We start from the raw sequence: 25,817 nt of genomic DNA, 5'->3' as shown, positions 1-25,817 counted from the left end.
GGGGCCTATTCGGCGAGCATGTCGTCGATGAGGTCGAAGACCTCTTCCCGGGAGGCCGAGCCGAGCTGGGCCAGGACCGCTTCGTCGGCGCCCGGCCGCTCGCCGCCCGCGGCGGGCTCAGGCCCGTCGTCCGCGTCCGGTACGAGCAGCGTGCGCAGGTGCCGCCCGAGCGCGAGCGGCGTGGGGTAGTCGAAGACGAGCGTGGCCGTCAGGCGCAGGCCGGTGGCGCCGCCGAGCCGGTTGCGCAGTTGCAGCGCGCGCAGCGAGTCGAAGCCGATGTCGGTGAAGGGGCGGCGCTCGCCGACGGTCCTCGGGTCGTCGTAGCCAAGGACGGCCGCGACGTGGCCGCGGACCAGGTCGAGCAGGAGCTCGTGCTGCTCGGGAGCGGCGAGGCGGCCGAGCCGGTCGGCCAGGGAGTCCTCGCCGGGCGCCGCGCCGGCGTCGGCGGCGGCGCGCCGCACCGGGGTGCGGGCGAGCCCGCGCAGCAGGGGTGACACCTCGTCAGCGGCGGTGCCGCGCAGCCCGGCCGGGTCCAGGCGCAGGGGGAAGACGACCGGTTCGCCGGTGGCGCGGGCCAGGTCGAACAGGGCCAGGCCCTGGTCGCTGGAGAGCGGCTTGACGCCGGAGCGGGCGATGCGGCGCACGTCGGTGTCCGCGAGGTCGCCGGTGAGGCCGGAGCGCTCGCCCCACAGGCCCCAGCCGAGGGCGAGCCCCGGCGCGCCCTCGGCGTGGCGCCGGGCCACCAGGGCGTCCACGAACGCGTTCGCCGCCGCGTATCCGGCCTGTCCGGCCGGGCCGAGGGCGCTCGCCACGGACGAGAACGCCACCAGCGGCACGCCGGAGCCCGCCGTCAGCTCGTGCAGGTGCCAGGCCGCGTCCGCCTTGGGGCGCAGCACGCGGTCGACGCGCTCCGGCGTCTGCGCGGCGACGACGCCGTCGTCCAGGACGCCCGCCAGGTGCACGACGGCCGTCAGCGGGGCGTCGTCGGGGAGCGCCGCCAGGGCGCCCGCCAGGACGTCGCGGTCGCCCGCGTCGCCCGCCACCACGTGGAGCTCGGCGCCCGCCGCGCGCATCTCCGCCACGAACCGGGCCGCGCCCGCGCCCGAGGTGCCCGAGCGCGCCACGACGGTCAGCCGGCGCACCCCGTGCGTCACCACCAGGTGCCGGACCAGGACGCGGCCGAGCGTGCCGAGGCCGCCCGTGACCAGGACGGTGCCGTCGGTGCGCCAGGCCGGCGCGTCGCCGGGCCCGGCCGGGGCGGGCACGCGGGCGAGGTGCGGGGTCAGCGGGGTCCCGGCGCGCACGGCGAGCTGGGCCTCGGCGCTGTCCACGGCGGCGGGCAGCGCGGCCAGGGACGCGGCCGTGCCGTCCAGGTCGAGCAGGGAGATCCGGTCCGGGTACTCGGCCTGCGCCGACCGCACCAGGCCCCAGACGGCGGCGAGGGCGGGGTCGGGCGATGCCTCGGGGGCGGCCGCGACCGCGTCCCGGGTGAGCACGGTCAGCCGGGTGTGGGCGAGCCGGTCGTCGGCCGACCAGTCCCGCACGGCGGCCAGGACGCGGTGGACGGCCCGGTGCGCGGCCGCAGCCAGGTCGGTGCCGCGGTCGGTCGCGGGCTCCGCGAGGACCACGGCGTCGGGCGGGGCGTCGCCCGCGGCGAGACCGGCGCTCAGGGCGGCGACATCGGGGTGGGCGGTGCGGGCGATGCCCCGCGCGGCGAGCGCGTCGTCCGCGGCGGCGTCGTACGGCCCGATCCAGGCCCAGCGTGCGGTGCCGGGCCCGCTCGGCGCGGGCAGCGGCTGCGGCCGCCACTCCAGGCGCAGCAGCGAGGCGTCGGCCAGGGCGGCGGCCCGGCGCAGCGCCTCGGCGGTCACCGGGCGCATCCCGAGGGCCTCGACGCTGACGACCGGGCGCCCTGCGGGGTCGGTGGCGGTGAGGGACAGCGCGTCAGGACCGGTGCGCCGGACGCGGGCCCGCAGCCGGGCTGCGCCGGTGGCGTACAGGGTGACGCCGGTCCAGGAGAACGGCAGCCGGGTCGCACCGTCGCCGTCGCCCGCGCCGGGCCCGCCGGGCAGGGCCGCCGCGTGCAGCGCGGCGTCGAACAGGGCGGGGTGCAGGCCGTAGCGGTCGGTGCCGCCCGCGGCCTCGGGGAGTTCGGCCTCCACGTACAGCTCGTCGTCGAGGCGCCAGCAGCGCCGCAGGCCCTGGAGGGCGGCGCCGTAGTGGAGCCCGGTCTTGGCCAGCTCGCGGTAGCAGTCGTCGAGTTCGACCTCCTCTGCCCCGGCGGGCGGCCAGGCGGCGGGCGGCGCGGCGGCCGGGCGGGCGGCGCGCGTCAGGGTGCCGCCCGCGTGCCGGGTCCACGGCTCGTCGATGCCCGCGTCCTGCGCCCGGGAGTACAGGGTGACGGCGCGCCGCCCGCCCTCGTCGGGCCCGGCGACGCTCACCTGGACGCGTACGACGCCCTGTTCGGGCAGGATCAGCGGCGCTTCGAGGACCAGCTCCTCCAGGGCGTCGCAGCCCGTCTGCGCACCGGCGTGCAGGGCGGCCTCCACGAGCGCCGTGCCGGGTACGACGAGGACGTCCGCGACGGCGTGGTCGGCGAGCCACGGGTGCGTGCGCGCGGACACGCTGCCGGTGAGGAGCGTGCCCCCGCTGCCGTCCGCCAGCGGCACCGCGGCGCCGAGCAGCGGGTGGTCGACGCCGTCGAGCCCGGCCGCCGCCACGTCCGCCACGGGCGGGGCCGCGTCCTGAAGCCAGTAGCGGCGCCGCTGGAAGGCGTACGTCGGCACGTCCGCCGGGCGCGGCGCGGCGTGCCGGAAGGCCTCCGTCCAGTCGACGGCCACGCCGTGCGCGTGGGCCTCGGCGACCGCGGTCAGGAACCGGGCGGGGCCGCCCTCGTTGCGCCGCAGCGACTCGACGGTCAACGCGTCGTGGGCGCCCGCCTCGTCGGCGGTCTCCTGGATGCCGATGGTGAGCACGGGGTGCGGGCTCATCTCGACGTACGTGGTGTGCCCGGCGGCGAGCAGCCGCGTCACGGTGCGGTGGAACTGGACGGTGTCGCGCAGGTTGTTCACCCAGTACGTGGCGTCCAGGGCCGTGGTGTCGAGCGGCTCGCCGGTCACCGTCGAGTGGAACGGCACGGCGGCCGGGCGCGGCCGGATGCCGGAAAGGGCCTCGACGAGCGTGTCGCGGATCTCCTCGACCTGCGCCGAGTGCGAGGCGTAGTCCACGGGGATGCGGCGCACGCGCACGCCGTCCCGCTCGAACGCCGCCATGGCCGCGTCGAGGGCGGCGGGATCGCCGGAGATCACCACGGAGCGGGGCCCGTTGACCGCCGCGACGGACACGGCGCCGGCCCACGGCGCGAGGCCGCGCCGCACCTGGTCGACGGGGGCCACGACGGAGACCATGCCGCCGCGCCCCGAGAGGACCCGCAGGGCGCGGCTGCGCACGGCGACGACGCGGGCGGCGTCGTCCAGCGAGAGCGCGCCCGCGACGTGGGCGGCGGCGATCTCGCCCTGCGAGTGCCCGATGACGGCGGCGGGCTCCACGCCGTAGGACCGCCACAGGGCCGCGAGGGAGACCATCACCGCGAACAGCGCGGGCTGGACGACGTCGACGCGCTCCAGGGTGGGCGCGCCGGACTCGCCGCGCAGCACCTTCGTCAGGGACCAGTCGACGTGCGGGGCGAGGCTCGCGGCGCAGGCCTCGATGGACGCGCGGAAGACCGGTGAGGTGCTCATCAGCTCGGCCGCCATGCCCGGCCACTGGGAGCCCTGGCCGGGGAAGACGAAGGTGACGCGGTCGCGCGCGGTCGCGGTGCCGACCGCGGTGTGTTCGCCGTACGTTCCGTCACTGGAGTCGGCGAGGGCCGCGAGGCGCGTGGCGGCCTCGGCGCGGTCGGCGGCCACGACGACGGCCCGGTCCGCGAGCGCGGCCCGTGTCGTCGCGAGGGAGTACGCCAGGTCGGCGTCGGGCACGGCAGGCGCGTCGGGCCCCGGGGCGAGGAACTCCGCGAGGCGCCGCGCCTGGGCCCTGAGCCCGGGCGCGCCGTTCCCCGAGACGAGCCAGGGCAGGGGTCGCCCGGGGCTGTCCGCGCCGTCCGTGGTGCGCGGGGCCCTGCCGTCGGGTTCGGGGTCCGCCTGCTCCACGATGACGTGGGCGTTGGTGCCGCCCACGCCGAAGGAGGAGACGCCCGCCCGGCGCGGCCGTCCCGTGTCGGGCCAGGGCTCGGCCCCGGCGAGGAGCCGGACCGCGCCCGACGACCAGTCGACGTGCGGTGTCGGCTCGGTGATGTGCAGGCTGCGCGGCAGCACCCCGTGCCGGATCGCCATCACCATCTTGATGACGCCGGACACCCCGGCGGCGGCCTGGGTGTGGCCGATGTTGGACTTCAACGAGCCGAGCCACAAGGGCTGTTCGACGGGGCGGCCGCGCCCGTAGGTGGCGAGCAGCGCCTGCGCCTCGATGGGGTCGCCGAGCTGGGTTCCGGCGCCGTGGGCGTCCACGCAGTCCACGTCCGCCGTGGTGAGGCCCGCGTGGGCGAGGGCCTGGCGGATCACGCGCTGCTGGGCGGGGCCGTTGGGCGCCGTCAGGCCGTTGGACGCGCCGTCCTGGTTGACGGCGGAGCCGCGGACCACGGCGAGGACGCGGTGCCCGTTCCTGACCGCGTCGGAGAGGCGTTCCAGGAGGAGTACGCCCACCCCTTCCGACCAGCTGCTGCCCGCCGCGTCGGCGGAGAACGAGCGGCACCGCCCGTCCGGCGCGAGCCCACGCTGCCTGCTGAACTCGACGTACCCCCAGGGCGTCGCCATCACGGTGACGCCGCCCGCGAGCGCGAGCCGGCACTCGCCCTTGCGCAGCGACTGGGCGGCCAGGTGCAGGGAGACCAGGGAGGACGAGCAGGCGGTGTCGACGGTGACGGCGGGCCCTTCGAGGCCGAGGGCGTAGGCGAGGCGCCCCGAGGCCACGCTCGGCATGCTGCCCACCACGCGGTAGCCCTCGGCGCTCGGCGGGACGTGCCGGATCCGGGCGCCGTACTCGCTGTACATGATGCCGACGAACACGCCGGTGCTGGTGCCGCGCAGCGAGGTCGGGTCGATCCTGGCCCGTTCGACGGCCTCCCACGCGGTCTCCATGAGGAGGCGGTGCTGGGGGTCGATCGTGACGGCCTCGCCGGGGCTGATCCCGAAGAAGTCGGCGTCGAAGTCGGCCGCGTCGTACAGGAATCCGGCGTGCTGGGTGACGGTGGTGCCCACGTGGTCCGGGTCCGGGTCGTGGGCGACGGTCCAGCCCCGGTCGCGGGGGAACGCGGAGATCGCGTCGGTCTCGGAGTGCACCAGGCGCCACAGGTCGTCCGGCGAGCGCACCTCGCCGGGCAGGCGGCAGCCCATGCCCACGATCGCGACCGGCTCGTCGACGGCCGCGTCGGCGGCGGTGGCGTCGGCGTCGCCGGTGGCGGGTTCGCCGAGCACCCGTGAGCACAGGTGGGCGGCGAGCCCCTCCGGCGTCGGGTAGTCGAAGAGGGCGGTCGCGGACAGGGCGACGCCCGTGGCCTCGCCGAGGCGCTCGCGCAGCCGCGCGGCGGCCCGTCCGCGCACGCCCTGCGCGCCGAACGCCCGGGCGGCGTCCAGCGGCGCCGGGTCCGTCCGCTCCAGGGCGGCCGCCGCGTGGGTGCGGATCAGGTCGAGCAGCAGCCGGTGCCGCTCGACGTCCCCGGCGTCCGCGAGGCGTCGGCGCAGCGCCCGGTCGCGTCCCTCGTTGCGCTCCATCGTCGCCTCCTCGGTCATCGGCCCACCATCGCGTGGTCGGCGACGGGCTCCATCGGCTCCGCGCTGTGCAGGATCCGGCCGGTGCGCGCCACCAGGGCGCCGAACTCGTCCGGTGTGATCGCCTGTTTGCCGTCGCACAGGGCGGTGTGGCCCGCCTCGTTGACGTCGACCATCACGCCGTCGGCACCGGCGACGGCGGCGGCCGCGGCCAGCGGGGCCACCAGGTCGCCGTGCCCGCAGGCGTGGCTGGGGTCGACGATCACCGGCAGATGGCTGAGCCGCTTCAGCAGCGGCACGGCGGTGATGTCCAGGGTGAAGCGGCTCGCGTCCTCGAAGGTGCGCACGCCGCGCTCGCACAGCAGCACGCGGCCGTTGCCCGCCGCGAGCAGGTACTCGGCGCTGTGCAGCCACTCCTGGACGGTGCAGCCGAAGCCGCGCTTGAGCAGCACGGGGCGGCCGGTCAGCGCCGCCTCGCGCAGCAGCGGGTAGTTCTGGGCGTTGCGCGTGCCGATCTGGAGCACCTCGGCCACTTCGGCCACGGCCTCGACGTGGGCGACGTCGACGACCTCCGTGACGACGCCGAGCCCGGTCGCGGCGGCCGCGTCGCGCAGCAGCGCGAGCCCGTCGGTGCCGAGCCCCTGGAACGCGTAGGGGGACGTACGGGGCTTGAAGGCACCGCCCCGCAACAGGTGCGCGCCCCGGGCCCGTACGCCCCGGGCCACGGCCATCAGCTGGTCCGCGCTCTCCACGGCGCAGGGCCCGGCTATCCAGGTGAAGGAGCCGCCGCCCACGCTCAAGGCGTCGGCCACGCGGACGGCGCTCGGCTCGCCCGTGGCCGCGAGGCTGCCCAGGGGCGGCGCCTGCGCGCTGTCGACGACGGCCTCGACGGCGGCCGTGGCGCGCAGCAGGGCCACGAACTCCTCGCCCGCGGGCGAGGCCGGGGCGAGGTCGGGGAAGGTGACGAGGGCGTGGCGGCCGGCCCGGCAGTGGAACGACCGGTGTCCGTCGTGCCGCCACGCGGAGGTCAGCCGAGTCTGCTCGTCGATCGGCACATGGGGGCGGAGGCGGGCAACGATCATCAGGTCACCTTTCTGCGGCTGTCGGAGGTCGGCCGTGCGGGCGGCCGTTGACGGGCCGTGCGGGTCCTCGGGCGGCCCTCGGTGCGCGGGCGCGGCCGGGTGCGGGCCCGCCCCCGCCCCGGTGCCGGCGCTCGCCGGACGCGGCCTCAGTGGGGCGTCGCCGCGCCGGGCGACCACGCGGGCCGTTCGGGGAAGTCGAAGTCGACCTCGCCCGCCAGGCCCAGCTGTTCGACCATCCGCTGCGCGCCGGAGAAGTCGCGGACGAGCCGCCGCCCGGTGGACGTCGCGCGCAGGTCGCCGACGATCTCGTCGGCGCCGTGGACGCCCGCGGTGGCCAGTTCGAGCCGCAGCGTGGACAGGTCCTGCTCGGCGAACGCCTCCAGGGCCAGCGGCAGACAGCGCACCAGGGTGCGGCGCTGCGCGGCGTTCATGCGCGCGTACAGCTCTCTGACGACCTCGGTGACGACCGAGCCGTGTGCCGTCTCGTCGCGCAGGTGCAGGGTGGTGATCAGGGAGTGCGCGGGCTGGATCGACTCGTCCCTGGCGAGCAGGGCGAGCAGGGAGTTGATGCAGGTCTCGGCCACCGCGCCCCAGACGAGCACGGCGACGTGGCGCTCCCACTCCTCGGGCATCGTGGCGAGGAGCCGGCACAGCCGCCGGTAGGTGACGAGCGGGGGCTGCTCCGGCCGGGTGCGGACGTCGCGCAGCTCCCGGGTGCGGGCGATGGCGAGCATGTGCATATAGGTGTGGAAGCTCTCGTCCACGACGGCCTGCTGCACGCTCTGGCGGATCAGCGGGTCGTCGCCGCCCGGGAAGACACCGCACATGACCAGGTCGAAGGCGGGCTCGGCGATGAGGTGTTCGGTGGCGATGACGCGTTCGTTGTAGCCGATCCACAGGCCGGTGAGGACCTGTCGCCGCTGGTCCGGGCGGGCCGCGAGGAAGCGGGGGTGCTCCGCGAACGGCACGATCTCCAGCGGGTAGTCCGGCAGCGCCGGGTCGTAGTCGGCGCTCTCCTCCATGGCCTCGGGCCTGGTGGTGACCGCCGCCCGGCGCGGCCAGGCCCGCACCAGGCGGCGCAGTGTCGCGCTGCCGATGCCGTTCTCCTCGGCCCAGCCCCGGGCGGCCCAGGTGGTCACCCCACCGGGCACGCCCGACTCCTCGTATCGCATCGGTCCTCCCCGCCTTCGCACCCGTGGCCCGTGGTGCCGCTGCATCGTCACCGGCCGCTCTTGGCGGTTTCTTGGAGGCGACTTGGCGCGGGCCGACCGAGGCTTTCTGGATGCGGATCGGGGATGTCAGGATGAGGTCCAGGCGCGGTGACGCGGGTGTGTGGCCCCGGCGCGTGCACCGCCAGGAGTGAGCACCACGCCGTCGTTCCCCTTCGGCCCCGCCCGGTGTCCCGGGCGCCGCGCCGTCCCTTCCGGTTCTTCGCGCGCCTTGTCCGCACCCGCGCTGTTCCGGCCTCGTGCGAGGCCGCCGCGGCCCGCTCCCGTCCGCTGTGTTCGCTCCCTCGCTTCTCCGTTGTCTCCGGCACACCACTGTGAGGACGCATCATGCTCGTTCCGCTCACCATGGCCGACTTCCTCGACCGCGCCGAGGCGGCCGCCGCAGGGCGCACGGCGCTCGTCGACGAGCCGGAGCAGCCGGCTCTCCCGGTGCCGACGACGACGTACGGCTCGCTGCTGCGCCGCATACGGGCCTGGCAGGCGGGTCTGGACGCGCTGGGGATCGGCGCCGGCGAGCGGGTGGCCGTCGTCAGCCCCAACTGCTCCCGCCTCCTTGAGCTGTTGTACGCCGTCACGGCGAGCGGGCGGATCTGCGTGCCGGTCAACTACCGGCTCACGCCCGAGGAGATCGCGTACGTCCTGCGCCAGTGCGACGCCTCGGTGGTGTTCGTCGACCCCGACGTCGAGGCGGTCCTCGGCTCGGTCGACGTGCCGAAGCGGTTCGTCCTCGGGGAGCAGACCGAGGCGGAGGTCATGCGCTTCGACGTCGAGCCGCGCCCCTGGGAGCGGCCGGACGAGAACGCGGTGGCGACCCTCAACTACACCTCGGGCACCTCCGCGCGCCCCAAGGGCGTCGCCCTGACGCACCGGAGCATCTGGCTGAACGCGATGACGTTCGGCGTGCACGGGCGGATCTGGGAGGGGGACGTCTATCTGCACACCCTGCCCACGTTCCACTGCAACGGCTGGGGCGTGCCGTTCCTGCTCGCCGGGCTCGGGGCGCGGCAGGTGCTGCTGCGCCGGATCGACGGTACGGAGATCCTGCGCCGGGTCCAGGAGCACGGCGTGACCCTGGCGTTCGGGGCGCCCGCCGTGTGGGACGCGGTGATCCGGGCGGCCCGCGACTGGCCGGGCGAGGTGCCCGGGCGCGGCAGGACCCGGGTGGTGTGCGCGGGCGCGCCCGTCGACGAGCGGCTCGTCGCCCAGGTCGAGGAGACGCTGGGCTGGGAGTTCCTCCAGGTCTACGGCCTGACCGAGACGACCCTGCTCACCTTCAACCGGCGCCTTCCGGGGGCGCCCGGCAGCGGCGGCCTGACACGGGCGGGCGCGCCCGCCCTCGGCGTACGGCTGCGGACCGGTGAGCGCGGCGAGGTCCTGGCCCGCTCGAACATGGTCCTCGACGGCTACTGGCAGGACGAGCGGGCCGACGGGGACGCCCTGCGCGAGGGGTGGTTCCGCACCGGTGACGCGGGCTCCTTCGACGACGAGGGGCACCTGCTGCTCTTCGACCGGCTCAAGGACGTCATCGTCACCGGCGGCGAGAGCGTGTCGTCGGTCGAGGTCGAGGACTGCCTCCTGGGCCATCCGGCCGTCGCGGAGGTGGCCGTCATCGGCGTGCCGGACGAGCGCTGGGGCGAGACCGTCAAGGCGGTGGTGGTGCCCGCCGCGGGCGCCGAGGCGCGCGCGGCGGAGATCATCGCGTACTGCAAGCAGCGCCTGGCCCGGTACAAGGCGCCCACCTCCGTGGACTTCCGGGACGCGCTGCCGCGCACGAGCAACGGGAAGGTGCAGAAGAGCCGGCTCCGCGAGCCCTACTGGGCCCACGAGGACCGGCGCATCCACTGAGGCGGCCCCGTCGCGGCGGGGGCGGAGTGCCGCCCCCGCCGCGACGGGCCCCCTCCCCCGGCGCACGCCCGCGTCAGTGCAGCACGCACACCCGCCCGACGAACTCGTCGCGCAGGATCCGGCCGAAGAGCGCACGCAGTTCGCGTCCCGGGTCCACGCCCAGCTCCTGCGCGAGGGCCCGGCGTATCCGGTGGTAGACGCGGACGGCCTCCGCCTGCCGGCCCACCTCGCACAGGGCGACCATCAGGAGCCAGCCGAGGCGTTCCCGCGTGGGGTACCGGGCGCTGAGCGCGGCCAGTTCGGCCACCACGCCGCCGTTGTCCCTGCCCCAGGCCAACTCGGCCTCCCACAGGGCCTCCCAGGTCATGAGCCGCAGTTCCTCCAGGCGCGTGGCCTCGCGCACGGCGGGTTCGTAGTCGCCGAGCTCCGCGTACGGCGCGCCGCGCCACAGGGCGAGGGACGCCTCCAGGGCCCGGCACGCCTCCGGGTAGCGGCCCGCCCGCAGCAGCCGCCGTCCGGCGCGCAGCTGGCCCTCGAAGCGGCAGGCGTCCACCCGCTCCGACTCCACCGCGAGCAGATAGCCCTGCGGCTCCCTGCGCAGGACGCGGTTGCGGCCCCGGGGCGGGCCGTCCGGCTCCAACTGGCGGCGCAGATGGGACACGTAGCTGTGCAGGCTCGCGACCACGTTGCCGGGCGGGCCCGCGGGCCAGATGGCCTCCGTGAGCCGTTCGGTGCCGATCACCTGCCCGGGCGCCAGCAACAGGGCGGAGAGGACCGCGCGCTGCCGCGCGGGGCCCAGCGGCAGCGGCCCCTCGGCCGACCACACCGCCAGCGGCCCAAGAATGTTGAAGGACAGATTACCCGGTAACACCGTGGGAAATTGTGTAACAGCTTTCACAGCATTCACAGTCATAACGTTTTCCCCCTGGTGCCACCCGTTCCCCATAACCACCCGGTTTCCCCCTCGCGAAGATCGATACGGTGTCGGCACCGGCGGTCAAGGATCCTGGCCGACCTGCTCCTGTACTTTTCGCTGCGCACTGCATGAGTAAAGAGGGGGAAGCGTTCCCCACATGACCGCGCGTTACTCTAGGCCAGGTTCCCGAAAGGGCACGCCCCTCGCTGATGCGCCGCCGTGGCGTAAAACTGAGGGTTCTTCAGCAGTTTCGCCTGGGATACATTGGGAAGTTGCGTAATCCTGTCGAAGATCTTGACTTCCCTCCCGTCATGGCAGGCCCGGGGCGAGAAGAGGACCGGAGAAACGCAAGGGATCGCGAGCACGTGCCCTGAGGTGACGAGATTGCATTGTTCACCCCTTCCTCAGGCGCGGTGAAACGATCACGCAATTCAAGCCAGCCCCACGCCCGCCGGAACCACCTCGTCGAATAAGCAACTACCCCGGGAGAAGGCCCGCCCTAAACGAGGCGCAGAGCGGCCGATCCTCCCTGGGAAAGGGGAGAATCCGCCACCCCATTGCCGTGCGCCCGGCACTGCGCCGGTGTGCGCCCGGAGGCCCCTGTGGTTGACGGTTCATTTTTGGCGTCAATTTTTCGCTATCGGGCGGACGCCGTCGGCGGCCACTCCCCGGACGCCAGAAAGCGCCGGACGGACTCGGCCGCGCGCCGCCCCTCCGCCGTCACCACCCGTGCGGGGGTGACGGCATGGGCCACATTCCCGACCGCGAACACTCCAGGAAGCCCCGTACGGAAGGCGGCGTCGACATCGGGGAAGCGCGTGCCGGGCGCGAGCGGCACACCGCCGCGCCGCGCGAGCTCGTGGTCGGGGACGAAGTCACCGGTGAACACCACGGTGTCGCAGCCGAGGTGGGCGCTCCGCCCGGTGCGGTGGCGCAGGCGCACGCCCGAAAGGCGTCCCCGGCCGACGAGTTCGACCACGTCCGTCTCCGTGAGCAGGGGGATCCCGTGCCACAGCCGGGCCACGGCGGCGCGCGGGGCCGGGGCCTCGGTGCGGGCCGAGGACGTCACGTGGGCGACCACGTCGACGCCCGCGCGCCGCAGCGTGCCCAGGGCCGCGTACGCGACGGCCGCGCCGCCGACCACGACCGCCCGGGCGCCGACGTGCTGCCCGAAGAGGTGGACGGCCTGCTGGAGTTCGCCGGTGGTGTAGACGCCCGCGGGCCTGCTGCCCGGCACCAGGCGCGCGGCGCGCGGCCGTTCGCGGGCCCCGGTGGCGAGCACGACGGCCCGCGCGGTGAGCCGCTCCAGGCCCTGCGGCGAGGTCGTGTCGAGAGTGCGGGGACCCGCCCAGGCGGTGGCCGTGACACCGGTGCGCACGGTGGCGCCCGCGCGCACGGCCGCCTCGACGCACCGGCGCGCGTACCGGGGCCCGCTCGTGCCGGGGACGGCAAGGCCCGCGACCGTGCGGTCGCCGAAGCCGCCGTGGTGGCAGTGGCGCGGGACGCCGCCCGCCTGCCGCTCCCGCTCCAGGACCTCGACGCGGCCCGCTCCCGCCGCGGCGAGCCCCGCCGCGGTGGCGAGGCCCGCCGGGCCCGCGCCCACGACGAGGACGTCGACCGCGCGTTCACGCCGCATGGGGGCCTCCGACCGCTCGCCGTCGCTCGTCCTGTCTCTGTTGCTGTCGCTCATCGCCGTACCGACCGGTCGCGTCCGTCGAGGAGTGCGCGTACGGCCGCTCCGCAGGAGAAGCCCTGGCACCGGCCGCCGCGCGCCCGCGTGCGGCGGCGCAGCCCGTCGACGGTGACCGGCGGGACCGTGCTGCGCAGGGCGTCGCGGATCTCCCCGTGGGTGACGCGTTCACAGTGGCAGACGACGGTGCCGTACGCGGGATCGGCGGCGATCAGCTCCGCGCTCTCGTAGGGGCGCGGGAAGGCCTCGCCCAGGTTCGGCATCCGCACCGGCGCGAGGTCGCGGGCCCCGCCCAGGCGCAGCCCCGCCCCGGCGAGCAGGTCCGTGACGTGCGCCGCGATGGCCAGGGATGCCGTCAGGCCGGTGGAGCGGATGCCGCCGACGGTCACGTAGCGCTGCCGGGGCCAGGCGTCGATGCGGTAGTCGTCGTGCTCGGTGGCCGCGCGCAGCCCCGCGTACACGGCGGTGACCTCCTCGTCGAGGAGCGGCGGCAGGACGCGGGCGCCCTGGCGGCGCAGCCCGGCGAGCCCCTCGGCGGTGGAGCCGGTGGCCCGCTTGTCGTCCAGGTCCTCCGCGGTGGGGCCGAGCAGGACGTTGCCGTACACCGTCGGCGCGACGAGGACGCCCTTGCCGAGCGCCGTCGGCACGGGCAGCAGGATGTGGCGCACCAGGTCGCGGGCGAGCTTGTCGAAGACGATGAGCTGGCCGCGCCGGGGCGTGACGGTGAAGGTGTCGTGGCCCAGCATGCGGTCCACGGTGTCGGCGTACAGGCCCGCCGCGTTGACGAGGTGGCGGGTGCGCAGGGGGCCGCGGCCGGTGCTGAGGACGTGCCCGTCCCCGTCCGTGGCGACCGCCGTCACGCGGCAGCCGAGGTGCAGGTCCGCGCCGGAGCGCACGGCCTGCGTCGCGTAGGCGAGCGGCGTCGTCCAGGGGCAGATGACGCTCTCGCCGGGCACGTCGAGGGCGCCGAGCGCCCCGGGGCCGAGGTGGGGCTCGCGGGCCCGCACGGCGGCGGCGTCCAGCAGCCGGGCCGCGTGGTAGCCGTTGCGCACGGCCTTGGCGAGGAGGCCCGGCAGCGCGGCGAGCTGCTCCGCGTCCCAGGCGACCAGGAGCGCGCCGACCGGCTCCACGGGGATGCCGGTCTCGGCCGCGTAGGCGGCGAGCAGCCGCTGCCCCTCGCGGACGAGCCGGGCCTCCAGGGAGCCCGGCGCGGCGTCGAAGCCGGTGTGCAGGATCGCCGTGTTGGCCTTGGACGTGCCCTCGCCCACGTCGTCGGAGGACTCGACCACCGCGATCCGCAGCGGGTATCGGGCCAGTTCGCGGGCGATGGCCGTGCCGACGACGCCCGCGCCGACGACGGTCACGTCGTACGGGTCGTCCGGGAGCGCGCCGGAGCGGGTGACGCGGCCCTGCCGCGCGGCGGTCGTGCGGTCGTGTCGCTCGGTGCTCATGGGGTCCGGTCTCGTGCGTCGGAGGTCGTACGGGCGGGTCCGTTCGAGGCGCGCGCGGCCCGTCGGTCGGGAGGCGGCGGGCCCCGGCGCGCGGCGGTCAGGACGGGGGCGTGCGCTCCAGGAGTGCCGTGACCTCGGCGCGGAAGGCGGCGCGGCGCGTCGCGGCCTCGTCCGGGCCGATCCGCGGCTCGTAGACGGTGACGGGCCGCCACGCGGGGACGACGTCGTCCAGGCCGAGCCCCGAGTCGAGGCCGAGGCGTGCCACCGCGCCCACGCCCAGGGCCGTGACGTCGGGCAGGGCGGAGACCTCGACGGGCCGCTGGAGCAGGTCGGCCTGGGTCTGCATGAGCAGCGCCGAGCGGGTCAGGCCGCCGTCGACGCGCAGGCTCCGCAGGGGCTCGCCGAGGTCGGCGGCCGCGGCGTCGGCGAGCTCGGCGACCTGGGCGGCGAGACCCTCGCACAGGGCGCGCACCAGGTGTCCGGGGGCGGTGTCGAGGCCGAGCCCGGTCAGGGAGCCGCGCACGTCGCCGCGCCACCAGGGGGCGGCGAGCCCGGCGAGGGCGGGCACGAAGGTGACACCGCCGCTGTCCGGCACGGCCGCGCCGACCGGGTCGAGGTCCCGCGCGCCCTTGATCACGCCGAGGTCGGCGAGCCAGCGCACGGCGGACGCGGCCGTGTAGACCTGGCCGTCCAGGCAGTAGCTGCTGCGGCCCGCGAGGCGCCAGGCGACGCAGGCGACCAGGCCCGAGGCGCCCCGGCGCGGCCGGGCACCGGTCTGCGCGAGCAGGAACGCGCCGGTGCCGTAGGTGCACTTGGCGGTGCCGGGCTCGGTGACGTCCTGGGCGAGCAGCGCGGCCTGCTGGTCGACGAGGAGGCCGGTCAGCGGGAGCTCGCCGCCGAAGGCCCGGGTCGTGCCGACCTGTCCGGCGGCGTCCACGACCCGGGGCAGCTCCTCGCCGTCGAGGCCGAAGAGGGTGCGGGCGCGCGCGGACCAGGTGACGGAGTCCAGGTCGAGGAGCTGGGTGCGGCCCGCGGTGGCGGCGTCCGTCACGAAGGCACCGGTGAGCCGGTGGACCAGCCAGGCGTCGCTGGTGGTGACCACGCCCCCGCGGGTGAGGTGGCGGCGTATCCACGCCATCTTGGGGGCGGCGAAGTACGGGTCGAGCGGCAGTCCGGTGAGGTCCTTCAGCTCGTCGGCGTGCTCGGCGAGTTCCGCGCACAGGGGTTCGGCGCGGCGGTCCTGCCAGACCAGGGCGTCGGTCAGCGGCTCGCCGGTCGCCGGGTCCCAGGCGAGGACGGTCTCGCCCTGGTTGGCGAGGCCCACGGCGGCGACCGGCTCGCCCGCGCGGTCCAGGGCCTCGCGTCCGGCGTCGAGCACGGAGGCGAGGAGTTCGCCGGGGCCGACCTCGACCCGGCCGCCGGGCAGATGGCGGGGGCGGACGGGCGCGCTGCCGGAGGCGATCACTCCGCGCTCGGGGCAGACGACGAGGGCCTTGGTGCCGGAGGTGCCCTGGTCAACGGCCAGAACCGGGCCGCCGCCCGTCATCCGCGGCCTCGTCCCCGCCCGGCGGCGCGGGCCGCGCTGTAAGTCGTGATCACGGCGGCAGCCTGCTACAGGGGCCAGGGGGCCGTCAAGGGACGCGCATCGCCCAAAGTACGCAATAGGGGCCGCTGTTGAACAAGTGAGAAACCAAAGTGCGCAACGGCGTGCCGCGTTGACACAAGTTGGTCAAGAAAGATCCGAGGACTGCCCAGTAATCGGAAGTCTCCGCTCTACACTGACCGCCGAACAACAACACCCTCTCGCACATCAGTTCATCACTCACGGAACCCGCAGACCACAGCCTCCTGCCCCAGCCCACCGCCCCACGGAAAGACCGCAGACCCACACGGACCGCGGCGCACCCGGACCGGACCGCACCCGCAGTGCGGGCCGATCCGCTCCGCCGTCAGAGCCCAGAGGACCCCCGATGCCCCTAGCCCGCCCGGTGTATCACCCGGCCGGTCACGACGCGCCGCTGCGCGCCGTGCTCCAGGACCTCAAGGCAGGCCGCTGGGTGTCGACGAGGAACCTGCTCACCGAGACCCCCGACTGGGGCCTGTGGACCCAGCGCACCCAGGTCCTCGCGGCCGCCGTCGCCGGCTCCGACGTGGTGCGGGCCTGGCTCGCCGAAGAGCCGCGCAGCGTCGCCGCCACGGTCCTGCACACCCGGGTCACGGTGGAGCGCGCCCTGCGCGCGCACCGGGCGGGCCACCGCCACACCAACGACCTGTGGCGCGAGGCGACCACCGCCTGCCGCATCGCCTCGCAGACCTCCCCCGAGGACCCCGTTCCGTGGATCTGCCTGCTGGCGCTCGCCCAGCTCGACGAGGGCCAGCGGTGGGACGAGCACCGGGTCGCGGCGCCGGAGCCGATGCTGTTCCCCGGCCCGTGGCAGATCCTCGCCGAAGCCGACAAGCGCGACCCCGGCAACCGCGAGGCGTACCACCGCATGCTCCAGTTCGCCTACCACCGCAGGCCGGGCGCCCCGCTGACCGAGGCGGTCAACTTCGTGCACTGGGCGTCCGCCGCGGCACCCGCGGGCTCGCCCCTGCACGTGCTCCCGCTGTACGTACGGGTGGAGCGCTACCGCCGCGAGGGCGGCAGCGAGCGGGCGCTCGACCTGCACTGGATCGCGGAGGACGCGACGCGCGGCGCGCTGCGGGCGCTCCAGCTGTGGTTCGACCACACACAGCCCGAGGCGGCCTCGCTGCTCGACCTCAACTACCTGGCGCACGCGCTGTGGGGCGCGCACCACTTCCACGACGCGGTGCGGGTGTTCGAGGCCCTCGACCCCTTCTACGCCGTCGTGCCGTGGACGTACCGCACCACGTCACCGGGCGACGCGGAGGCCGCCGCCGAGTCCTTCGTGCAGGCCCGGGCGCGGTGCTACCACGCCGCGCGCGGCGCAGGGCCGCGCGGCTGACCCACCGGGCGGCGCCCCCGCGACACCGTTGCGCCACCCCTCTCTTGACACACCCCTCACACCCCTCACACCCCCGCACCCCCGCTCTCCCCGGAGGTTGATCCGTGTCCCGCACCACCGTGTCGAGTTCTGCCGCGATACCACCGCTCCCCGATGAGGAGCAGCGGCTCAGGGAACTCGGCTACCAGCCCGTCCTGGCCCGCCGCATGGGCGGCTTCGGCAACTTCGCCATCAGCTTCTCCGTCATCTCCATCCTGTCCGGCTGCATGACGCTGTACGGCTTCGGCCTCGGCACCGGCGGGCCCGCGGTGATGATGTGGGGCTGGGCCGGAGTCGGCCTGATGGTCCTGTTCGTGGGCCTGGCCCTGGCCGAGGTCACCAGCGCCTATCCGACCTCCGGCGCGCTCTACTACATGGCGGACCGGCTCGGCGGCAGGCGCTGGGGCTGGTACACGGGCTGGCTCAACCTCCTGGGCCTCCTCGGCGCGATCGCGGGCATCGACTACGGGGCGGCCCTGTTCAGCGGCGCCCTGCTGAGCATGCACACCGACTTCCACCCGACGGCCGGATCCACCTTCGTGATCTTCCTGGGCATCCTGCTCGTGCACGCGCTCCTGAACCTGTTCAACGTCCGGCTCGTGAGCCTCCTCAACTCCATCTCCGTGTGGTGGCACCTGGCGGGCGTCGCGGTGATCGTCGGCGTCCTCGCGATCGTCCCCGACTCGCACCAGTCGCCGTCGTTCGTGTTCGGCGAGTTCGTCAACGACACCGGCTGGGACAGCCCGCTGTACGTGTGCATGATCGGCCTGCTGCTCGCCCAGTACACGTTCTCCGGCTACGACGCCTCCGCGCACCTGTCGGAGGAGACCAACAACGCGTCCGTGACCGCCGCACGCGGCATCGTGCGCGCCATCTGGGTCTCCTGGCTCGCCGGGTTCGTGCTGCTCGCCGGGCTCACCTTCGCCATCCAGGACTACGTGGGCACCCAGGAGAGCGCGACCGGCGTACCGCCCGCGCAGATCTTCATCGACGGGCTCGGCACCTCCGGCGCCACCGCGCTGCTGCTCATCGTGATCGTGGCCCAGCTGTTCTGCGGCAACGCCGAGACGGCCGCGGCCAGCCGCATGGTCTTCGCCTTCAGCCGCGACAACGCCCTTCCGGGCTCCGCGGTGTGGCGCAAGGTGAGCCCCAAGACGCAGGTGCCGGTGCCCGCCGTGTGGCTCTCGGTGGGCCTCGCGGGCGTCATCGCGCTGCCGTCGCTGTACTCCGAGACCGCGTACGGCGCCGTCACCGCCATCAACGTCATCGGCATCACGCCCGCCTACGCCATCCCGGTGCTGCTGCGTCTGAAGGCCGGTGACCGGTTCCAGCCGGGGCCGTGGAACCTGGGCCGCTGGAGCAAGCCCGTGGGCTGGATCGCGGTGTGCTGGGTCGCCTTCGTGACGGTCCTGTTCTGCCTCCCGCAGTCCTCGCCGGTGAACGCCGACACCATGAACTACGCGTCCATCGCGCTCGCCGTGGTCCTGGTCCTCGCCACGATCTGGTGGTTCGTGGCCCGCCGCACCTACAACACCCCGGCCGCGTACGGCACGGACAAGGAGCAGGCGGAGATCGCCGAGGGCATCGTCTAGCGCCCGTACCGCGCGGGGCGGGGCCCGACCCCCGTCCGGGCCCCGTCCCGCTCCGCCCCTGCCCTCGCTCCAGTCAACCGGCGTACGCCGGTGCGGAGTGAGGAATTCGACCACGTTCGAATTGGCCGGGTTCCGCGTCGCGCCCGCCACGGACGGCGCCTAGCATCCGGTGACGTGATCCACGCGCATCTGGACGCGGAGTCCGTCGGCCGGATCCGGCTCGCGATATCCCCGGTGAACGAGGCCGTCTGGTGGCTGCGGTACGCCGTGAGCGGCGGGCGGCACCCGGTGTTCGGCGACCCGGGGGCCGCGGCCCGCTGGGCGCTGCGCCGCCCCGACGTGCGCCTGGTCGCCCAGTGCCTGTCCGTGCCGGGCGGACCCACGTACATGCCGGACCTCCTGACGCCCAAACCCGCCGTGGGGCCCGCCCGTCGGGCGTTCGCCGACCAGGTGCAGGCCATCGGCGCCGCCTCGCCGGAGGAGGCCGCGTTCCAGGTGTGCGAGATGCGCTTCCTGAACGGGCCCGTGCCCGGGGACGTGCTCGACGCGGTGGAGTCGGGCACGTTCGCCGAGCGGGCGGCCAACGGCCTGCGCGAGTTCTGGCAGGACGCCGTCGCCGACGGCTGGAGCGGCCTGAAGTCGGTGCTCGACGCCGATCTGGCGGCCCGCGCCGCGGAGTTGGCCACGTACGGCGTCGGCCACGTCCTCAGGTCCCTGCACTCCGACGTCACCTGGGCCGACGGCTGTCTGACGGTCCGCAAGAACTATGACGAGACCGTCCGCTTCCAGGGCGCCGAGGTGGTCCTGACCCCCATGGCGGCGTCCTGGCCCCGGGTCAGCGTGCAGCTGGGCGTGCCGGGCAACGCGGTGCTCGGTTACCCGGCCGCGGGCATCGGCGCGGCCGCCGACCGCCCCCGGCGCCCGGCCGTGTCCCGGCTCCTCGGCAGGAGCCGGGCCGCGCTGCTCGGTGATCTCGCCGCGCCCCGCACCACGGGCGAACTCGCCGCCCGGCACCGGCTCGCGCCCGCCACGGTCTCCTACCACCTGGGCGTGCTGCACCGCTCGGGCCTGGTCCTGCGCGAGCGCGACCGGAACGTGGTCCTCTACCGCAGGAGCGCGGAGGGCGACGCGCTGCTCGGCGACTGAGGCCCGGCGGACCCCTCGCGCGGGACCGCGCCCGCCGCGACGAGGACGTCGGCCGTCTCCGGACGGGAGCACGCGCGCGCCCAGTCCAGCGGGGCCCAGCCCGAGCCGTGGTCCTCGCGGAGGTTCGGGTCCGCGCCGTGCGCCAGCAGTTCGCGCACGGTCGCGGTGTGCCCCCAACAGGCCGCTGCGCACAGGGGCGTGCCCTCCGCGCCGAGCCCGGCGCTCTCGGCGTCCGGGGCGGCCCCCGCCCTCAGGAGCACCCGGGCGACGGCCGTCCTGCCGGTCACGGAAGCCTCGTACAGCGGGGTGGTGCCCTCGCTGTCGGGGCGCTGCGGGTCGATTCCGGCCCGCAGCAGCGCCCTGACCTGAGAGGTGTCGCCGGCCAGGACGGCCTCGAAGAAGCGGCGGGAGTATTTCTTCCGCTTGCGTTGATTCACGGGGCCGAGGCTAATCGCCGGACAGCGGGCGTGACCAGCGAATTCAGGCGTCGAAGCGCTCCGTGTACGCCTCGGTCGGCGGGTAGGGCGACGACCTGGTCATCCCGGCCGACCAGAAGCCCGAGGTGCCCGGAACGCGCGCGACGTCGTTGACGTACGGCGAGGGGGCGGGTCCCGCGGGGCCGCGCACGACGGTCCAGGTCCCCGCGTCGTGGCGCAGATACGTACTGCGGCTCTGGTCCTGGTAGTTCCAGGCCGAGATCCACGCCGGTCGGCCCTGGGCGTCGCCCGCGATCGAGGACAGCGAGCCGAGCGTGAAGCCCGCCTCCACCGTGTGCCAGGCAGTGCCGTCCCAGTGCCGCAGGATGGGGTTGCCGGGGCGTCCCGGCGGCCCGCCGACGCCGAACTCGTTGCCGACCGCCCAGACGTCGTCCGCGGCGACCGGGTGGACGTCGGCGATGGTCTGCCGGAGGCCCAAGAACGACGGCAGCACCGTCCACGAGCCGTTCCAGCGGGCCACGAACCCGACCCAGCCGCCGCCCGACGCCTGGTCGCCGCAGACCCAGACCTCGTCCGGCGTGCGCGGCACCACCCGGTACAGGTTCACGCCCGCCGCGGGCAGCGGGTCGAGCCACCGCCACCGCTTCCCGTCCCCGAGCAGCAGCCGGGCCGAGCCGCCCCGGGTGCCGCTGATCCACACCCGCCGGTCGGAGCCGACGGCCACCGCGCTCAGCCGCACGTCCGGCTCGCCCTTGCCGGGGAACGCGGCCTCCCGCCAGGTGGTCCGGTCCCAGCGGAGCAGCGGACTCGCGCTGCCGGTGGGCGAGCCCACGCTCCACGCCGCGTCGGCGCAGACCCCGGCGACGTCGCTCAGGCGTCCCGCGTAGGCCAGGTGGGACAGGTCGGTCTTGGCCCAGGCGCTGCCGTTCCAGACCATGGCGAGGGCCCGCGCGGGCGACGAGCCGCCCTGGCCCTCCTCGCCCACGGCCCAGGCGAGGCCGGGCCCGGCGGCGGCGATCCGGCGCAGCTGCGCGGCCGGGGTGCTGCCGGGCGCGGGCACCGCCTGCCAGCCCCCGGTACGCGGCGCCGACGCGGCGGCGCGCACCGCCGCCGGGCCGAGCGCGATCCCCGACAGCGCACCGAGCGTCCCCGACACGAATCGTCTTCGTCTCACGGCTGGTCCCCTCCCCACGGTTCGGGCGGACAGAAGGGACCACAGTGGGCCGTCACGGCTGGCGGGGTCTAGGTACGCGGGTGACAAACCGGGGCACCCGCCACCTTCCCCACGGCTCGCGGTCGTTGAGGATGCGCCGGCACAGCCGGTGGTCCTGCCGGGCCCCGTTGACGCGGGGAGAGGCGGGAGGGAGGCCGAACTCCGTGCCGGGGATCGCTCCCGTCACATCCCGCCCGCGACGCGCAGCACCGCGCCCGTCGCGTACGAGGCGTCGTCCGACAGGAGCCACGACACGGCGCCCGTGATCTCCTCCGGGCGGCCGGAGCGGCCCATGGGGATGCGGTCGGCGAGCTTCGCCGGGCGCTGCGGGTCCTCGTGGAACTCGGTCCAGATGATGCCCGGGGCCACGCAGTTGACGCGGATGCCGAGGCCCGCGACCTCCTTGGCGAGGCCGACGGTCATGGCGTCCGTGGCGGCCTTCGTTGCGGCGTAGTGGACGTACTGGCCGGGGCTGCCGAGGGTGGCGGCCGCCGAGGAGACGTTCACGATCGCGCCGCCGCCGGTGCGGGTCATGTCGCGCACGGCGCGGCGGGCGCAGAGCAGATAGCCGAGGACGTTCACGTCGAGGGCGCGGCGCATGCCCTCCGCGTCGGCCTCGGCGAGGGGGCCGTTGGGGCCGCTGACGCCCGCGTTGTTCACCAGGCCCGTGACCGGGCCGAGTTCGGCGGCGGCGGTGTCGAAGAGCCGGTCCACGTCGCGCTCGTCCGCCGTGTCGAGGGCGACGGTGACGCAGCGGCGGCCGGTCGCGCGGACGGCCTCCACGGCCTTCTCGGCGGCCTCGGCGTCCGAGCGGTAGCCGATGGCTATGTCGTGTCCGTCCTGTGCGAGCCGCAGGGCGACGGCGGCGCCGATGCCGCGGCTGCCGCCGGTGATGACCGTCACGTTCACGGGTGCCTCCGACCGTTCGGGATCTTGTGGCCGCAGTGTAGGCACAGCCGTGCGACCCCGGGGCCGGGAGCGGACGAGCGGGAGAAGGGGCCCGCTCGCCCGCCGCTCAGCTCACGGGGCGAGGCACCCCGTGGCCGGCACCTCGGCCGGGACGCCGGGGTGGGCGAGGTCCACGAGGCCCGCCACCTCCTGGACGGCGCAGTCGACGGTGGCCACCGGGTCCGGGACGGCACTCGCGGGCCCGGCGAGGGCCCCGAGGACGGCGAGCGTTCCGACGGCGAGGGCAGCGATACGGCGCATGAACAGCCTTTCTGCGGACGAGACGGGTGATCTCCGCAGGGCTGCCCGCCGTGTTGTCCCGATATCCGCCCCGTCACCCGGAAGAGGCCGCTGAATCGATCCCGCACGGCGCGCGGGGCGCGCTACACCTTCTCGGGTGCCTCGGGCGCCGTCTGCTCCGCCGGGAGGCTGTCCATGAAGGAGCTCACCGAGAACACCGCGTTGCCGGGGCCCGCGGGGCCGTATCCGGGCGGCGAGGAGAGCCCGAACTCCGCCATCGTCGCGCGGTACTCCTGGAGCAGCCGCACGTGGTACTCCAACGGCGCGCCCAGCGGATTGGCCTTGCCGAGCGGCGTCGTGGGCTCCGGGCACCAGGTGGTGAAGCGGGGCGTGATGCCGTGCGCCATGAAGTAGCGCAGGCCCTCGACGGTGGAGTCGATGGCCTCGTCCACCGTCGTGAAGCCGAACGGCTCGGCCATTTCGACGCCCGCGACGAAGTTCGGGATGACGTTGCGCGCCCCGAAGACCTCGGCGGAGTCGAGGATGCGGCGGTGCCACTCGTCGCGGCCGACGTAGCGCTCCTTGCCGGGGCAGTACAGCTCGAAGAGGCGGCGGTCCCACACCTCGTAGTTCGGGTGGTAGATGCGCACGCCGTAGTCGTGGAAGCGCTGGACGTCCTCCTTGGGCAGCGCCTGGGCGACGACCTTGCCGATCCAGCGGCCGGGGAAGCGCTCCTCGATGGCCTTGGCGTACTGGCCGTAGAAGTCGGCCTCGTCCTTGCCGCCGATCTGCGAGGTGACGGCGCCGCCGGTGAGCGTGTACGCCGTGGAGGCCTTCGCGGTGTCGTACTTGTCGATGATCTCCAGCGCCTCCAGGACCTCCTCGACGGGCTTGACGCCCGTGTAGGGGCGGCCCGCCGCCTTGTGCTGACGCCAGTTGTGGTTGATGTCGCAGTACTGGCACTCCTCCTTGGCGCCGAAGTACTGGCAGACCCGGAAGACCGTGAGGTAGATCAGGTAGCCCCACTGGATGGTGGGCGCGACCTCCATGACCGACTTGCCGTTCGCGAGCTTGTGCCGGTAGTACTCCGGCATCGGCGGCACGCCGACGTCGGAGATGCGCTGGCCGTCCAGGTAGAGGCCGAGCACGCCGTCCTTGTCGGCGGCCACGCGGTACGGGGACGACGGGTTGACGCGCACGGACACCACGGTGCGGCGCAGCTCGTAGGGGCCGCCGGTGAGGACGATCTCCTCCGGCGGGCGGCGCAGCGCGGCGGCGCCCAGCTCGGGCAGGGTGCCGTGGTCAAAGGAGAAGATGAAGTACGACTTCGGCTTGACGTCGCCGGAGGCCTCGTTCGCGCTGTCGCTGAGCGCCGACTCGTCGAAGGCGACGCCACCGCGCAGCAGGTCCTCCTTGATCACGGCCTCGCGCGGCACCAGCGGATGCCGCTGCATGAGTCCTTCGATCAACTCCGTACGCCTGGGCATGGGGCGGGCACCTCGGATCCTGTCGGGGCTTGACTTGTTTGTCGGGTTCAGCCTGTTTTGCTGGTTTTGCCGGTGTGTACGGGATCGCCGTGCACGGGTCCACGCTAATACCGGCGCGGGCCGCGCCGAATCCGGCTCCGGTCCCGGGCGCCCGGAGGCGTCCGTGCCGCGCGCGGGAGCGGGCCCGGCCCCGGGCGCGCCACCGCGCTCCGGCAGCGGCCCTCCGCCGCGGGAACCCGGGCAGCGGGCCCGCGCGTTCTCCCGTCAGCGCCCGGCCGAGACGGGCACCACCGACCCGACCCCCAGGCGGCGCCCATGATCGAGCTGGTCCCGGGAGGCAATACGCCCCTGCCCGACGGCACCCTGACGCTGCGCGTGCCCGGCCCCTTCGACCTGTCCGCCCTGATCACCGGCGACAGCGGCAAGGTGGCGGGCGACGCCGACTTCGTCTTCTACAACCAGCCCGCGGCCCCGGGCGCCCGCATCGCCGGGGACACGCTGACGGTCGAGGCGCACCGGCTGCGCCCCGGCGCGAGCCGCGTCACCCTGGTGGTCAGCCCGGCCGAGCCCGACACGCCGCTGGGCCGGCTGCCCTCGATCGCGCTCCAGGTCGGCGGCCCGCGCGGGGAGGCCGTCGCGCGCTTCGCGCCGCCGCGCCCGCGGCAGGAGACCGTGCTGCTGCTCGCCGAGATCTACCGCCGCGGCACCGCCTGGAAGCTGCGCGCGCTGGGCCAGGGGTATGCGGAGGGGCTCGCGGGGGTGGCACGGGACTTCGGCCTGGAGGTGACGGACGAGCCCGCCGCGGTGGACGGGGCCGGTGCGGCGGGTGCCGCGGCGGGCGGGCGCGGCGCCGCGAGCGAGGCCGTCACCGTCGTCATGCCCCGGCCCCGCGCCACGGCGGCGCCCGCCGCCCCACCGCCTCCGGCGTACGCACCCGCGCGCGGGGCGGGCGGATCGGCGCCACCGGGCCCGCTCCAGGACTTCGTCGCCCGGGTGAACTCCGCGCGGGCGGCCGCCGGCGCCCCGCCGGTCCAGTGGGACACCCGCCTCGCCGAGGCCGCCCGTGCGCACGCGGCGGGCATGGCGGCGCGCGGGGCGCTCGGCTCCGAGAGCGCGGACGGCACCTCCCTCTACCAGCGCGCGACGGCGGGAGGCTATGCGTACCTCACGATCGGCGAGCACCTCGTGTCCGGGCCCCCGACCCCGGCCGACCTCCTCGACTACTGCCTGGGCGACGGCAGCTCCCGACGCACGGTCCTGAACCGGGCCTACGCCCACGTCGGCCTGGGGCAGGTGCCGGACCCGCGCTCCGGTGACGTGTTCTGGACGGCACTGTGGGCCGAGCCGTTCACCCCGCAGAGGCTCGCCCGGTGCACCGCCGAGGTGCTCGCGCTCACCAACGGCCACCGGGCGGCCGCCGGGCTCCGGCCCCTCGCGCCGGACCCCTGCCTCACGGCGGCGGCGCAGGCCCACAGCGCGGACATGATCGCCCGCGCCTTCTACGCCCACACCGCGCCGGACGGCAGCGAGCCCTGGCACCGCGCCGCGGCGGCGGGCAGCCGCCACCGCGCGGTCGGGGAGAACATCGCCTGCGGCCAGCGTTCGCCCGCCGAGGTCGTCGAGGGCTGGATGAACAGCCCGGGGCACCGGGCGAACATCCTCAAGCCCTCCTTCACGCACCTGGGCGTCGGCTTCGCGGGCGGGGGCTCGGCGGGCACGTACTGGACGCAGCTGTTCGGGGGCTGACCGTGGGGTGCCCCGCGCCCACGGG

General features: G+C 75.2%; 15 protein-coding genes and 2 pseudogenes. 5 read left to right on the top strand and 12 right to left on the bottom strand.

Annotated elements, in window-relative coordinates; genetic code table 11:
* Positions 1-5 precede the first annotated feature (5 nt).
* The 3 genes and pseudogenes from MQV74_RS33935 to MQV74_RS33925 form a co-directional block, all read right to left on the bottom strand.
* A pseudogene (locus MQV74_RS33935) lies at positions 6-5,753 on the bottom strand (type I polyketide synthase); the annotation flags it as partial.
* 29 nt (positions 5,754-5,782) lie between these two features.
* Entirely contained in the window at positions 5,783-6,847 is a 1,065-nt protein-coding gene (gene aroF / locus MQV74_RS33930) for a 3-deoxy-7-phosphoheptulonate synthase (RefSeq protein WP_242726629.1), read from the bottom strand.
* 146 nt (positions 6,848-6,993) lie between these two features.
* Entirely contained in the window at positions 6,994-8,019 is a 1,026-nt protein-coding gene (locus MQV74_RS33925; protein ID WP_242726627.1) for a 4-aminobenzoate N-oxygenase, read from the bottom strand.
* 384 nt (positions 8,020-8,403) lie between these two features.
* Here MQV74_RS33925 and MQV74_RS33920 point away from each other — a divergent pair, with 384 nt between their 5' ends.
* The gene (locus tag MQV74_RS33920) at positions 8,404-9,921 is read left to right on the top strand and encodes an AMP-binding protein (protein ID WP_242726624.1); all 1,518 of its coding nucleotides are present in this window, start codon (positions 8,404-8,406) and stop codon (positions 9,919-9,921) included.
* A gap of 73 nt (positions 9,922-9,994) precedes the next feature.
* Here the strand turns inward: MQV74_RS33920 and MQV74_RS33915 are convergent, their stop codons facing one another.
* From MQV74_RS33915 to MQV74_RS33900, 4 genes and pseudogenes are all read right to left on the bottom strand, one after another.
* On the bottom strand, positions 9,995-10,792 hold the full coding sequence (locus MQV74_RS33915; protein ID WP_242726622.1) for an AfsR/SARP family transcriptional regulator: 798 nt from the start codon (positions 10,790-10,792) through the stop codon (positions 9,995-9,997).
* Between the two features lie 703 nt (positions 10,793-11,495).
* Positions 11,496-12,473: pseudogene (locus MQV74_RS33910) on the bottom strand (FAD-dependent oxidoreductase); the annotation flags it as partial.
* 50 nt (positions 12,474-12,523) lie between these two features.
* Positions 12,524-13,978: an FAD-dependent oxidoreductase gene (locus tag MQV74_RS33905; RefSeq protein WP_242726612.1), complete on the bottom strand. Its 1,455-nt coding sequence runs from the start codon at positions 13,976-13,978 to the stop codon at positions 12,524-12,526.
* Between the two features lie 97 nt (positions 13,979-14,075).
* Positions 14,076-15,524: an FGGY family carbohydrate kinase gene (locus MQV74_RS33900; RefSeq protein WP_242726609.1), complete on the bottom strand. Its 1,449-nt coding sequence runs from the start codon at positions 15,522-15,524 to the stop codon at positions 14,076-14,078.
* Between the two features lie 424 nt (positions 15,525-15,948).
* Between MQV74_RS33900 and MQV74_RS33895 the strand changes: the two genes are divergently transcribed.
* From MQV74_RS33895 to MQV74_RS41235, 3 genes are all read left to right on the top strand, one after another.
* A complete protein-coding gene (locus tag MQV74_RS33895) occupies positions 15,949-16,944 on the top strand; it encodes a hypothetical protein (protein WP_242726607.1) in 996 nt (331 codons plus the stop codon).
* Between the two features lie 104 nt (positions 16,945-17,048).
* Positions 17,049-18,575 (top strand): amino acid permease, encoded by a 1,527-nt coding sequence (locus tag MQV74_RS33890; RefSeq protein ID WP_242726605.1) that lies wholly within the window; start codon positions 17,049-17,051, stop codon positions 18,573-18,575.
* Between the two features lie 174 nt (positions 18,576-18,749).
* The gene (locus MQV74_RS41235; protein WP_242726603.1) at positions 18,750-19,721 is read left to right on the top strand and encodes an ArsR/SmtB family transcription factor; all 972 of its coding nucleotides are present in this window, start codon (positions 18,750-18,752) and stop codon (positions 19,719-19,721) included.
* Here MQV74_RS41235 and MQV74_RS33880 read toward each other — a convergent pair.
* The 5 genes from MQV74_RS33880 to MQV74_RS33860 all read right to left on the bottom strand — a co-directional run bounded on the left by MQV74_RS33880 (position 19,679) and on the right by MQV74_RS33860 (position 24,046).
* Positions 19,679-20,158, bottom strand: a complete 480-nt coding sequence (locus MQV74_RS33880) for an ankyrin repeat domain-containing protein (RefSeq protein WP_242726601.1) — start codon at positions 20,156-20,158, stop codon at positions 19,679-19,681. The genes MQV74_RS41235 and MQV74_RS33880 overlap by 43 nt on opposite strands.
* 43 nt (positions 20,159-20,201) lie before the next feature.
* Positions 20,202-21,332 carry a hypothetical protein gene (locus tag MQV74_RS33875; protein WP_242726597.1) on the bottom strand — a complete coding sequence of 377 codons (1,131 nt, stop codon included), beginning with the start codon at positions 21,330-21,332 and terminating at the stop codon, positions 20,202-20,204.
* 222 nt (positions 21,333-21,554) lie between these two features.
* On the bottom strand, positions 21,555-22,280 hold the full coding sequence (locus MQV74_RS33870) for an SDR family NAD(P)-dependent oxidoreductase (protein ID WP_242726589.1): 726 nt from the start codon (positions 22,278-22,280) through the stop codon (positions 21,555-21,557).
* Between the two features lie 111 nt (positions 22,281-22,391).
* Positions 22,392-22,580 carry a hypothetical protein gene (locus tag MQV74_RS33865; protein ID WP_242726587.1) on the bottom strand — a complete coding sequence of 63 codons (189 nt, stop codon included), beginning with the start codon at positions 22,578-22,580 and terminating at the stop codon, positions 22,392-22,394.
* A gap of 122 nt (positions 22,581-22,702) precedes the next feature.
* Positions 22,703-24,046 (bottom strand): radical SAM protein, encoded by a 1,344-nt coding sequence (locus MQV74_RS33860; protein WP_242726585.1) that lies wholly within the window; start codon positions 24,044-24,046, stop codon positions 22,703-22,705.
* Positions 24,047-24,361: 315 nt separating this feature from the next.
* Here MQV74_RS33860 and MQV74_RS33855 point away from each other — a divergent pair, with 315 nt between their 5' ends.
* The gene (locus tag MQV74_RS33855) at positions 24,362-25,792 is read left to right on the top strand and encodes a CAP domain-containing protein (protein WP_242726583.1); all 1,431 of its coding nucleotides are present in this window, start codon (positions 24,362-24,364) and stop codon (positions 25,790-25,792) included.
* The last annotated feature ends 25 nt before the right edge of the window (positions 25,793-25,817 follow it).

It is taken from the genome of Streptomyces sp. AN091965 (genome assembly GCF_022698285.1).
GTDB lineage: Bacteria > Actinomycetota > Actinomycetes > Streptomycetales > Streptomycetaceae > Streptomyces.
The sequence above is the reverse complement of the archived record's forward strand: the minus strand, read 5'-3'. Positions and strand labels throughout refer to the sequence as shown.